We start from the raw sequence: 15,056 nt of genomic DNA on the forward strand, positions 1-15,056 counted from the left end.
AATTGAAACAAAGCGGTTTAAATAGTGAAGAGGCAAAACAATTAAATGATTATTATCAAACTGTACTAGATGATTTAAAAAATAAAAAACAAAAATATATTGATCTTGAAAAAATGGCTGACTTAAAAATTCAGCAAATTAATGCTGCGAAAGAAGAAGAAAGACAGCGAAGAATTAAAAAAGCGCAATACGATAGTGAGCAACAAAGAATTGAAAAAGATCAAAATAATTTAGAAAGTATTAAAAATGCTGCTTCTACTGGACAAAATGCCCAAGGTCAAGAAGTTAGCGGCAATTTATTAGATGATGAACCAGTTACAAATGATATTCCAATTGTGAAGAAAATGAACAATGTAGCAAGTGGATATTATATGGTACTTGGTAAATTTAAAGATACGAAACAAAGAGATGCATTTATTAAACAAGTAGTGTCTGAAGGTGGAACAAGTGTAAACCAGTTCTACAATATTTATGACGGAACGTATTATGTATTCTTAGGAAAATTCGATGAATTAACGCCTGCAACAAACGAATTGAAGAAACGAGGAACAAAGTCGTACAACAAAAAAATGAAGATTGTTCAGGTACAATAAGTTAAATGTTAATTTTATATTAAAATTTTTTATTACTTTTAGTGGTCTTAAAATCTAAAAACTATGAAACATAAAATTACCCTACTAAGGAAAATAGTCTTTCTCACCTTGTTTTTGGTGAGTTCCGCTATTTTTGGCCAGAATTTCGTGCCATTTGCTCTCCCTCCAGCCGGACCGAGCGGAGTACAACCCTCCTTTCAAGGACTAAAAGGAAATATGCTTCAAATAGGAAATAATATCCTAAATAGGCAATCTAATTCCCAAAGTCCAAACAATGCATATAATGGAACAGGGAATAATAATGGTACAAACATGCAGTATATAGATATTGATGGAGATGCCTCAACTTTCAATTCTACAACAGCAGATTTAACTATTCCTGTTGCTAATGCAGGTTGTTACCAAATTAGATATGCTGGTTTATATTGGTCAGGTGTTTACAATCCTAATAACATTGGAAACGAAGTAGACAGATCAAAATTAGGCGACATCAAATTTAAAATGCCTGGTGGTAATTATATAGATATTACAGGTAGTCAAAATATTATTTTTGATACCTATACCGTAAATCAAGCAGTATCTAGTAATAATTATGGATATGCTGCTTATTATGATGTAACCGATTTGGTCCAATCTTTACCAGATGCAAATGGAACTTATGGTGTTGGAAATATCCAAGCAGGTTTAGGCGATAACACTTCTGGAGGATGGAATTTAATTATTGTTTATGAAGATCCTTTAACCACGGCAAAAAATATAGACATTTTCAGTGGTTTTAGTAATATCAGAAGTGGAGACCCACCATTAGATATTCCTATTTCTGGATTTAATTCTATTCCTATTGGTCCTGTTAGAGCGCAATTAGGTTTTGCTGCACTTGAAGGGGATAGAGCTTATACTGATGATCGTCTAAGAATTAATGGTACTAGTATGACCGTTGGTACTAGACCAGCAAACAACTTCTTCAACTCTACAATTAATGATATCAATGGCGCTTATACCGCTAGAAACATTAACAGTTCTAATTTATTAGGTTTTGATGCTGGTATTATTAATGTAGCTAACCCTGGAAATTCTGTTATTGCGAATAGTGCTACAAATGCTACTATTAGGTTGGAAACAAACAATGATTCCTACGTTTATTATATGAATGCATTTGCTATTGAAGTAATTCAACCGCAAATTAATTTAGTTAAAGTCGTTCGGGATTTAGCAGGAAATGATATTGGGAACACCACAGTCGCTTTAGGCCAAGAAATTTATTATGATTTAGATTTCCAAAATATTGGTAACGACGATGCTACTAATTTTACTATAGTAGATCAATTACCTATCAATGTTACTTTCTTACCAGCAGATATCATTGTACCAGCTGGAGTAACTTACACATTTGCTCCCCCACCTTCAAATACGCTAACCTTTACTATTCCAAATAGTTTAGTTACTGAATTTGGTGCAAATTATCAAATTAGAATTAGGGTTAGAGTAGCCGAAAATTGTTATGATTTAAGAGATGCCTGTTCTAACGAAATTACGAATATTGCTTATAAAACATATTATAGTTCAACATCAGGAAATATTGTTGAAAATCAACAACCAAGTGCCTCAGGTATAGACGCTTGTTTATTCCCAACTCCAGGTGCTACAAACTTTATTGCTGATATTGATGATTGTACCTTTGAATCAGAAGAAATTTTATGTGGTTCTTCAGTAACTCTTGTTGCAGGAAGTGGATATGAGTCTTATCAATGGCATAGCGGTTCACCTCCTACTGCTGGAAATGTAATTTCAGGTGCTACGAATCAATCCTATGTAGCCACTACAACGGGAACTTATAGTGTGGTTAATACTGCTCCAGCACCATGTTTATCCATTGTGGAGACTTTTAATGTAATTGATTTTAATGGAGTGGCACCTAATCCAGTAATTCCTTATGCTGATCAAGTAGATATTTGTCCAATAGACGGTTCTGAATTACCAAAAATATTTTTATGTGGAGCTTCAGATAGCCAATTAATTGAATCTGGAATTTTAAATGCACAATCAATAGTTTGGGAAGTTATAACTGGTACAACGCTTTGCGAGGATGGAAATCCTATTCCACCAGATGATCCAAGAAGTCCAACTACATGTCCTGATACTAGAGAATGTGTTACTTGGGGTTCTGCTGGACCAAACGGACCTAATTTTAATGCGGTTGATGCTGGAGAATATAGAGTAACGATTACTTTCCAAAACGGATGTTTTAGAACATACTATTTTAATGTATATAAAAACTTATTTACCCCAACAGTAGTTGCAACAGATGAAATTTGTACAACTCCTGGAACTATTACTGTAAATGGAGTACCTCCTACAGGATATGAATTTAGTATTACTAGTGCAACTGGACCTTGGCAACAAAATGATAATGTTTTTGATAATGTTGCAGCAGGTACTTATACAGTATATGTACAACAAATAGGTGGAGGTGTAGGAAATTGTTTATTCACTATTCCTAATGTAGTTGTAAATACTAGAGATTTTACAGTAGATGTTATCGTAGAGGATGCATTATGTAATGGTGATAAAGGAGAAATACGTGTTCAAGTAAATAATGCAGATCCACAATATACTTATGAATTATTGTTGGGCGGAAATCCTTTTGATTCTGCTGGCCCAATAGATACAAATGATTATACATTTTCAAATTTAAATGCTGGAAATTATACTTTAAATGTATCTACTACTGACGGTTGTACTTATACACAAAATATTACTATTTCTGATCCACCTCTATTAACAGTATCTGGTGCAGTAACTATTCCTCTTACATGTGAGAACGGAGAAATTACATTGTATCCAGTTGGAGGTACACCACCTTATATTTATCAAATCAGTGGAGATCCAGATTTATATTCTGTACCAAATTTTGTAATTACTACAGCTGGAACATATGACTTTACAGTTACTGATAGTAATAACTGTACAGCTCAAACAACTGTAACAATTGATGCAATACCTGCACCTGAATATACGGTTACTTATACAGATGTATTATGTAATGGCGGTGCAACTGGAGAAATTGTATTTAATGTTACAAATACGAATGGATATACTATATTATATAGTATAAATAATGGAGGGAATTATTATTCAAACCCAGTATTCTCAAATTTAGTAGCTGGAACATACGAAGCTTTAATTCAATACTCTTTAAATGGTACAGTTTGTCCAATTAATCCTGTAGCACAAACTATTACTATAGATGAACCAGCTAATGCCGTTGAGGCTTCAGCAGGTGTTTCTGAATTAGCAGGTTGTGGACCTAATGGTGAAGGAATGGTAAGAATTACGAATCCTCAAGGTGGTAGTGGTTCTTATGAGTATAGTTTTGACGGTGGTTTAACTTGGATTACTTCAAATGAATCTTATGTACCTGCAGGAACTCATACAGTATGTATCAGAGATGCCAATTCAACAACTTGTACTTCATGTTATGAAGTAACGCTAGATCCGGCACCTCAAGATCCAACAATTACGGTTGATGATCCCGATTATAATTGTGATGGAACTGCTACTACAACAGTGACTGTTAATAATAATGGTGGAAATTTTGCGTACACCTATTTACTAGATGGTAATCCAAATACAAATACTCCTGAAAACGTTTTTGTAAATGTACCATGTGGTCCTCATACTGTTACAGTTCAATATCAAACATTAAACATTCCTACATATAGTGATTTATTAAGAGAAGATTTTGGATCTGGTGCAAATACTACAACACCAGGTATTGCAGCTGCTTATTGTTGGAATAATCAACCTTACCCTGCTTCTACACCTTGTGGAAATAATACTATCCCAGGTTATTCAACTGTTTGTGGGTCATATACAATAGAAGATAATCAATATGATGTTACTAGAGCAATTATACCTAATAATTGTAACTGGTATCCGTATAGAGATCATACTCAAGTTTTAACTGGAGTTCCAGATCCTAATGGAAGATTCTTGGCTATTAATATTGGTTCTGCTGCAGGTAACTATGGTATTTTATACAGTAAAGTAATTAATAGTGTTTTACCTAATCAACCCGTTTTAGTTGACCTTTATGTTGCTAATCTATTGAATGCTGGTGTTGCTGGTGCCGACCCTGATTTTATTTTAGAATTAGTTGATCCTTCAGGAACAGTTGTAGCTTCTCAAGCAACGGGTATCATCGATAATGTAACTGATGGATGGCAATTTCAAACATTGTCATTAAATCCAGGTAATAATACAACTTTAACTTTTAACATTCGTTCAGGTAGTATATTATATGGTGGTAATGATGCAGCTATAGATGATATTTATGTACGTCAAGAGCCTATTGCTTGTATTACTGAAGTTGAATTCCCAATATTAATAGATTGTAACCAAGCGTTTACAGCTCAAATTACTAGTTTTAGTGATGTAAGTTGTAATGGTGCTAATGATGGTCAAATTACTATTGCAGCTCAGAATTTTGATCCGACTAATGGATTCTATTACACAATAACAAACTCTAGTGGTGTAGTAACTGGACCAACAAATTCTACTACTTCACCTGTAACAATATCAGGGTTAGCTGCTGATACTTATACAATAGATATTCAGTATGATTTATCATCTACACCATGTACATTCCCATTTACTCAAACTATTGGTCAACCAAATGCATTAGTTGCTAATGCCGTTTTATCTAGTCCAGCAACATGTTTAAATGGAGGTACAATTACAGCTTCTGCTTCAGGTGGAACACCAAATTATCAATATGAATTACAAGATGGCTCAGGAAATACTTTAGTTGCTTTTAGTGCAAACAATGTTTTCTCTAACCTTACACCAGGTGATTATATTGTAGTAGTTCAAGACGCACTACTATGTACTGATCCAATTGATGTGGCTATTAATATACCTGCTCCAACTACTCCAACGGCAATAATTGATCCAACTTCAGATTTATGTTATGATGGAACAAATGGTGCAACTATTGTTGTAACTGCTTCAGGAGGTGTTGCTCCTTATACATATAGTATCAATGGTAGTACTTTTGGCACTAATAATACATTTACAGTCACTCCAGGTTCTTACACTATTATTGTAAGAGATGATTATGGTTGTGAAGTTACATTATCAACTGTAACTATTGCACCTGAGTTAACAGCTAATGCTGTATTAACTAATGGATTAGATTGTTCTGCTTCACCAGACGCAGATATTGATGTAACTATTAATGGAGGAACTTCAAACTTTACTTATGAAGTATTATTCAATACGGTTTCTTTAGGTACATTCCCTGTAACTGGAAATACATTTACTTATACAACCGCTAATGCCGGAAACTATCAGTTTATTATTACAGATGCTATAGGTTGTTCCGTTACTACAAGTACAGTTACAGTTACACCACTACCTGTTTTAAATGCTCCTGTAGCAACACAAACGGCGTTCAACTTGTGTAATGGTGATACAAACGGCGCTTTCACAGTAACTGCTTCGGGCGGATTGCCTCCTTATACTTATGATATAGGAAGTGGTTTTACAACAAATAATAATTTTACAGGATTGACAGCAGGAACCTATACGGTTACAGTTATGGATGCTAATTCTTGTACTCAAACGACAACAATTACCCTAACTGAACCTGACCCAATTAACTTTACAATTAATGAAACAGATATTCAATGTGGTGCATCAGGTACTGAACCAGGATCAATAGATGTTACTAATGTTACTGGTGGTACGTTACCTTATGTTTATAATATTGATAATTCTACAGGAACTTTTAGTGACACTTATACTGCAGCAGCAGGAGAAGATTATTCTTTTGCAATTTTAAACTTTGGAATTTATACTGTTGAAGTTGTAGATGCAAACGGATGTGTTTTAGTTCAAAACAATATTAGCATTGCGTCACCGCCTAACAGTTTAGATATCAATATTACTTTTACTCCAGTTGACTGTACTTCTGGAGGTGTAGCTACAGTTTGTGTAAATACTGCAGTAGTGGGAGGACCATATCATTTTGCTATTTATCAAGATTTAGCACCTAATGTTCCTCCATATCCAACATACCCTGGTCCAGAATATCAAGATGCAGATGTATCTGATCCAACTGGGCTATGTTCTACTTTTACAAACTTAATTCCTGGAGTAACATATAGTTTCATTGTTTATGATGAAAGTACGAATTGTTATTATTTCCAAACAGCTGATGGGCCAATACCAACACTTTCAAATATTACATCTACAGTTACTCCTCACAATGTAACCTGTACAGGTGCGGATGATGGAAGCGTATCATTTACAATTGATGGATATTCAGGAACAAGTGTAGATTATCAAATTTACTTAGCATTAAACAATACTCCTGTTGGATCATTAGGAAATGTTCCTACTCCAGGAAGCGGTCCTGTAACAGTAAATAATTTTGGAACATTACCTCCAGGTCAATATTTTATTCTATTTACTGAAATTGGAGGTACAAACAACGGATGTACACAAACATCAGTTAACTTTACAATTTCTGAATCAGCTGTATTATTATCAGTTACAGCTGCTGTAACGCATAATGATAATTTATGTGCTGAAGCTGGACAAATTACGGTAACTGGATCAAATGGTACACCGCCATACTCATATCAAATTGTTCCTGCTGGTGACCCAGCTCCAACAGTTTGGCCAGGTCAAACGGCTAATGTATTTAATAATTTACCAGGTGGATCGTATGACGTATATATTCAGGATGCAAATGGATGTATCCAACCATTTACAAATGTATCTGTACCAACAGATACTAGTCCAGATATAACAGTTACTTTAGACCCTACTACTTTATGTAATCCAACAGAAGGTAATTATAGTATTGTTGTAGCTACTAATGTAGCTGTTGGAATTCCTCCATTTACATATAGTGTTGATGGAAGTGCTTTTGCAACTCAGGCTTCCAATCCATTCACCATTTCTGGTTTAAATTCAGGTACACATACCGTAACAATCAGAGATGCAAATGGTTGTACTGAAACTGAAACAATTACTATTTATCCACCACTAAATACAACTATTACACCATCCGTTGCTGCCACAGGAAATTGTGGTGTTAGTGATGGTATAATTACAGTTAACGCTGCTGGTGGTTCTGGCAGTTACACGTATACTATTTCACCAAATGGAGCACCTATAACGCAATCGGGTAATGTGTTTTCTAATGTTCCTGCTGGTTCATATACAGTAACTATTACTGATAATACAACAGGATGTTTTATAACTTCTAATGTTACATTAGAACAACCTACGAATCCTTCTGTGACAAATACAGTTATTGATGTAACTTGTAATGGTGCTGCAAATGGAATGATAACCATAAACTTAACGGGTTCTAACCCAGATCCAGTATACACTTATGAAATAACAGCTGGACCAGTAACTTTCCCTGCTCAAACAACAAATGTGTTTAATAATTTACCTGCGGGTACTTACACAGTTGTAATTACTTCTGGTAGAGGCTGTACTACAACCTTAAACATAGATGTTAATGAGCCTGCTGCTATAGTTGTACCTGCTCCTACTGTAACTGAATTTGCTTGTAATGCAGGCACAAATACAGTGAATAATGCTTCCATTGTGGTAAGTGGCATAACAGGAGGTTCAGGTACGTATATTAATTATGTGTTTATTAATAGCGCAACGAATGTTGTACTTCAATCAGGTACAAATAATACGTATTTAGAATCTAATGTAGCTGGTGGATCGTATACTATTAATGTATACGATAACAATGGGTGTTTAGGTACTACAACAGCTACAATAGCACCATTTATTCAAATATCTAATCCAACAGTATCAGTTACAAATGCTATAACATGTACTAATACTGAAGATATAACAATCAACGTCACTACAACCGGTGGTACTCCAGCAACTTTAGTTTATACTGTTACTGGTTATCCAAGCAATGCAACACCATACAATGTAACTCAGACCAATAATCCAAACTTTACAGGATTAACTATTGGTAGTTATGATATTTTTGTTGAAAATGCAACGACTGGTTGTATTGTTCAAACGATACATTATGTATTTAATCCAAATACATTTATTATTACAGCAACTGTTGATAATAATGTAACTTGTTTTGGAGGTACTGATGGAACGGTAAGTTTTACATTTATTGATCAAAATGTAACACCAACAAATGACGCTGGTCCCTTTAGTTATCAAATTTTAGATTCAGGTAACAATGTTGTTACATCTGGGAATAGTCCTACGGCTGGACCATTTACAGTAAACAATTTAGCGGCTGGTGTTTATCAATTAGTAGCAACATTAACGAATAGTCCTTATTGTCCTGCTACTACAAGCTTTACTATTACGCAACCAACGACTGCATTAAGTATATCAACATCAAGTACCCCTATTACTTGTAATCCAGGCAATGATGGTACAATTTCAGCTGTTGGTTCTAATGGATGGGGAGCACCTTACGAATATCAAATACAAGGCCCAGGGGTAACACCTACTTGGTCAAGTAATGCATACTTTACTGGATTAGGTGCTGGAACTTACACAGTAAGTGTTAGAGATAATATCGGATGTGTTGTTTCATCTGATGTTACATTGGTTAATCCAACTCCTATTACTGCTACTATTAGTGTAGCGCCAACTGCATTATTATGTGTAGGTGATACTAATGCAACAATTACTGTTTCAGGAACTACAGGTGGTTTTGGAAGTGGCTATTTATACATTTTAAATAATGTTACTACAGGAAATACATCTGCGCCACAAACTAGTAATATATTCACCAATATTGGAGCAGGTACTTATAATGTAACTATAACAGATTCATTTAACTGTACCTTTACAACAACTGATGTAACAATTACTGAGCCAGCTGATCAAGTAGAAGGAACATTGGCTCAGATATATAATCCAACTTGTCAAACAGACGCAATTTTAGAACTTACTGCTACAGGAGGTACGGCACCTTATAGTTACAGTAATTCACAAAGTGGACCATTTACTCCTTTTGCGGGATCTTCTGTACAATTTACTGTTCCTGCTGGCACATATCAATATTATGTAGTAGATGCAAATAATTGTATTGTAGTGGTTTCTAACGCTATCACTGTTGAACCAGTAATACCAGTAACAGTTACTGTTGACTTAGCAAATGCTTATATTTCATGTAATGGAGGAACAACAACTGTAACAGCAACTGCATCTAATGGATTAGGAAATTATGTGTATAACATTCTTCCTAACGTAGGAATTCAAACAAGTCCAGGTGTATTTGAAAATGTTCCAGTTGGTACTTATGTAATTGAAGTAACTGATGGTGATTGTACTGGTACATCGCAATCATTCACAATTACTGAGCCTACTGCTATTAATATTACAACGCAGCAATCTACTGATATTACTTGTGCTGATAACCCAACAGATGGTACTATTACTGTAGTAGCTACTGGTGGTACAGGAACTATTCAGTATTCTATATCTTCTGCACCTAATGAAACTGTTAATTCAGGAGTGTTTACAGATTTAGGTGCTGGAACGTATTTAGTATATATTCAAGATGAGAATGGTTGTACACCACCTCAATCGCCATTAACATTCACTATTAATGTTCCACCAACTTTTGAAATTGTTAGTGTTGATCCAGTACCTGAAATATGTTTAGGAGATGGTGGTTCTGTTCAGTTTAGTGTAACGGGTGGAACTCCAGGAACAACTGGTTATTATGCTTACGAAGGTTCTTCAACACAAACATCTTTAAATGGAGATTTCAGTTTTACGAATTTAGTAGCAGGAGATCATTTATTTGTGGTAACTGATGCAAATGGATGTATTATTACTGTTGAATTTACTATAGATGAAGGTGTAGATATTCAAGCTGATTATACTATAGAAACAATTTGTGTTAACGATTTACCACAAGCTAATGTTACTATTTTATATAATGATACTGACTTAGCAATTTCTGACTTAACGTTTGATTTGGATAATGGTGCAGTGGTTCAAGTAGGTAATAATGTATTCCAAAGTGTAAGTAATGGTTCACATACGGTAAGTGTTACACACGCTAATGGTTGTGTACAACAAGTAAGTTTTGCAATAGCATTGCCTTCAACACCTGTATTGACACTTACTGAAAGTGGGTTAAACCAATTTACTATAAGTACAACAGGAGGTGTTGCACCTTATGAATATACGATACTAAATAGTAATGGTGTGGTATTGTATGAAGGGCCAAATACCGTTTATTTTGTAACTTATACAGATACTTATACAGTAATTGTTACTGACGTTAATGGTTGTACAGACACTAAAACAATCTTCATTGAATTCTTTGATGTTGAAATTCCTGATTATTTTACTCCTGGAGGTGACGGAACAAATGACGGCTGGAGTCCAAATTATTTAGATAATTATCCAAAAGCTGTTACTTATGTATTTGATAGATATAGTAGAAAAATTATTACTTTACATCCTGGAGAATCATGGGATGGAACGTATATGGGTAATGAACTTCCTTCAGGTGATTACTGGTATGTATTGAAACTGAATGGGGAAACAGATGCTAGAGAGTTTGTAGGAAATTTCACATTGTATAGATAATTAAGAAAACTAAGCCTATTCATAAAATAGGCTTAGTCTCAAATAAAAAAATTAAAATGAAAAAAGTAGCCCTATTTTTAATACTATTTGGTTTGAGCCAATTGCAAGCACAGGAGCTTACAATACCTCAACAAACGCAGTATTTAGCTGATAATCCATTCTCTTTGTCACCTACTTTTGCTGGAATTGGAGACAACGCTAGAATTAGATTAAATGGACTTACTCAATGGGTTGGAATAAAAGATGCTCCTATTAACCAATCATTAGCAGCTGATTTTCGTATTGCTGATCGTTCTGGAGTTGGAATTTTTGCCTACAATGATAAAAACGGTAATACAAGACAGTATGGAGCAAAGTTGTCTTTTGCACAACACTTAATTTTAGATTATGATTCTGAACAATACTTGTCTTTAGGTATTTCATTCAATTTGAATCATTTTAGAATTGATATAGAAAACTTTAGTAATCAATTAGATCCTGCAATTAACGGAGATAGAGCTACACAGAATTATAACTTTGATATTGGTTTTTTATACCGTTATAAAGATTTCTTTTTTAGTTATAATGCTTCTAATATTTTAGATAAAAATATTAGAGAGGTTAACTTCTTAGAACCAGATTTATTATTGAATCACCAAGTTTATTTAGGCACAAAATTAAGAAGAGCTGGATCTACTTTTGAAATTGAACCTTCTGCTTTAGTTCAATATTATCAAAGTGATGGTCGTTCTACAACAGATTTAAATATTAAGTTTAAAAAACATTTTTATGAAGATTATTTCTGGATTGGAGCTACCGCACGTTTCTTAAATGAACAATCTTTAACTCCTGTTACTGTTGGACCAGTTGTAGGTGGTAGAAAAAGCAACTTTTATTTTGGTTATTCATATCAGATTAACACAAATGAATTACTATCTTATAATACAGGTACACACATGATAACTATAGGTTTTGATTTCCTACAAAGTTTAAGTAATTGTCCATGTACACAAAATAGGATTGTATATTAAAAATATAACAATTACATTTGAAGTTTACTATGATTCATTTTGAATTATAGTAAACTTTAACTATTAAATACATATCTGATAAATGAAAACACTACAAGACTTTAATTTTAACAATCAAAAAGCTATCATTCGAGTTGATTTTAACGTACCATTAGATGAAAATTTTAATGTAACTGATACAACTAGAATTGAAGCTGCTAAACCAACAATAGATAAGATTATTGCTGATGGAGGTAGTGTTGTTTTGATGAGTCATTTAGGTAGACCAAAAGGTTTTGATGATCAATTTTCATTACGACATATTGTTGTATCAGTTGAAAAAATTCTTGGTCATAAAGTGACTTTTGTTAATGATTGTATTGGGTCCGTTGTGGAAGAGGCAGTAGCTAGTTTAGATAAAGGTTCTATTTTATTGTTAGAAAACTTACGTTTTTATGGTGAAGAAGAAAAAGGTGATATTCCTTTTGCTGAAAAATTGTCAAAGTTTGGAGACATATATGTTAATGATGCTTTTGGTACTGCGCATAGAGCTCATGCCTCAACTACAATAATAGCTCAATTCTATCCACATAAAAAGTGCTTCGGATTATTATTAGCTAAAGAAATAGATAGTATTAATAAAGTGTTATCAGATTCAGTTAAGCCAGTAACTGCTATTTTAGGTGGTAGCAAAGTTTCTTCAAAAATAACAGTAATTGAAAATATACTTGACAAAGTGAATCACATGATTATAGGTGGTGGAATGACGTTTACTTTTGTAAAAGCTTTAGGTGGATCGATTGGTAATTCCATATGTGAGGATGATAAACTTGAATTAGCTATTAACATTTTAAAATTAGCAAAAGAGAAAGGTGTGCAAATTCATCTACCTATAGATGTTATTGCTGCAGACTCTTTTTCTAATGACGCTAATACACAAGTTGTAGATGTAAAAAGTATACCTGATGGCTGGCAAGGTTTAGATGCCGGTCCTAAATCATTAATTATATTTGATAGAATTTTAAATGATTCTAAAACTATTTTATGGAATGGTCCTTTAGGCGTATTTGAAATGGATACTTTTTCTAAAGGAACGATAGCATTAGGTGAATCTATCGCAACAGCTACTAAAAATGGAGCATTTTCATTAGTAGGTGGTGGAGATAGTGTTGCTGCTGTCAAACAGTTTGGTTTAGAACCCAAAATGAGTTATGTTTCTACTGGCGGAGGCGCTATGTTAGAAATGTTAGAAGGCAGAGTTCTACCTGGAATTGCTGCAATTTTAAATGAATAAAGGAAACAATAATTAGTTATAGTAAATAAAGCCCCCAAATAAACTAAAACTAAAAAAATGAGTAGAAATAAATTTATAGTCGGAACATTCTTGTTGTCAAGTTTAGCTTTTTCACAAGAATCAAAAAAAGAAGTTGTAGATGCTACTGTATTAAAGACAGTTTATTTAGATTCTATTAAAGCAACTTTTACAAGTCATAATACAAGTAATTGTATTGATGAAAGATGGTTAGCAGAATTAGCTAATGAAGAAATTTTTGAAGATATGTACGCAGATGTTACAGAAACAGATATTGATTCTACAGTTGCGTTTGATTTATCTACAGAGGTGTTGAAAAAAAGGCTAAAACGACTGGATGATAAATCACCTTTTAACATTGAATATAATCCTGCGTTAGAAAATGTTATTAAAACTTTTTTAAAGAAACGTCAAGGAGCTTATGAACGCTTAATGGCTATTTCTGAGTATTATTTTCCAATGTTTGAGGAACATTTAGCAAAGTATGATGTGCCTTTGGAAATAAAGTATCTAGCAATCGTTGAATCTGCATTAAATCCTAAAGCTAAATCTAGAGTAGGTGCCACAGGATTATGGCAATTTATGTACCCAACTGGGAAACAATTTGATTTAGAAGTTAATTCCTTTGTTGATGAAAGATATGATCCTTTAAAAGCTACTGAAGCAGCATGTCAATATCTATCTAGTTTATATCGTATTTTTGGAGATTGGAGTATGGTTTTAGCATCCTATAATGCTGGTCCAGGAAATGTATCTAAAGCCATTAGACGATCTGGTGGAAGCCAAAATTATTGGAATATTAGAAAAAATTTACCTAGAGAAACGGCTAATTATGTTCCCGCTTTTTTAGCTACAATGTATATTTATGAATACCATAAAGATCATAAATTTAAGCCCAAAAAAGCGCCTATTACTTATTTTGAGACTGATACAGTAATGGTTAAACGACGTATTACTTTTGAACAAATTTCGGAATTATTAGATGTTCCTTATGAACAGATTGTTTTCTTGAATCCAATTTATAAATTAGATATTATACCCTATCAAGAAGATAAAGCACATTTTTTGAGATTACCAAAAGATAAATTAGGTCTTTTTGTTTCTAATGAAGATAAAATGTATGCTTATGTCGATTATTTAGATTCTTTTAGAGAGAAAACCATTTTACCTGATGTTAATGAAGAAGTAATTGTCAGTAGTACTAAATATCATAAAATACGTAGTGGAGAAAGTTTAGGTTTAATTGCTTCTAAGTATAATGTTACAATTACCCAATTAAAAAAATGGAATAATTTAAGAGGTAATTCCATACAAGCAGGAAAAAATTTAAAAATTTTTACATCTGAAAAAGTGGTTTCTAAATCCTATTCAAACTCTAGTAATGCTACTAGTAATCAAGTATATAAAGTTAAAAAAGGAGATTCATTATATTCTATAGCAAAGAAATTTCCTGGAATTTCTGCTGATGATATAAAAAAATGGAACGGTATTAGTGGTAATAATATTAGACCAGGTATGAAACTCAATATTAACGGATAA

General features: G+C 33.4%; 4 protein-coding genes. All 4 read left to right on the forward strand.

Annotated features, from left to right (window positions below; genetic code table 11):
* Nucleotides 1–656: 656 nt before the first annotated feature.
* The 4 genes from CX675_RS08715 (at nucleotide 657) to CX675_RS08730 (ending at nucleotide 15,056) form a co-directional block, all read left to right on the forward strand.
* Nucleotides 657–11,216, forward strand: coding sequence for a T9SS type B sorting domain-containing protein (locus CX675_RS08715; protein WP_130734852.1), 10,560 nt, complete (start codon nucleotides 657–659; stop codon nucleotides 11,214–11,216).
* Nucleotides 11,217–11,272: 56 nt separating this feature from the next.
* Entirely contained in the window at nucleotides 11,273–12,226 is a 954-nt protein-coding gene (locus CX675_RS08720; protein ID WP_130734853.1) for a type IX secretion system membrane protein PorP/SprF, read from the forward strand.
* An 82-nt stretch (nucleotides 12,227–12,308) separates the two neighbouring features.
* Nucleotides 12,309–13,499, forward strand: a complete 1,191-nt coding sequence (pgk, locus tag CX675_RS08725; protein WP_130734854.1) for a phosphoglycerate kinase — start codon at nucleotides 12,309–12,311, stop codon at nucleotides 13,497–13,499.
* A gap of 57 nt (nucleotides 13,500–13,556) precedes the next feature.
* Entirely contained in the window at nucleotides 13,557–15,056 is a 1,500-nt protein-coding gene (locus CX675_RS08730; RefSeq protein ID WP_130734855.1) for a lytic transglycosylase domain-containing protein, read from the forward strand.

Source organism: Flavobacterium sp. J27 (genome assembly GCF_004303025.1).
Classification (GTDB): Bacteria; Bacteroidota; Bacteroidia; order Flavobacteriales; family Flavobacteriaceae; genus Flavobacterium.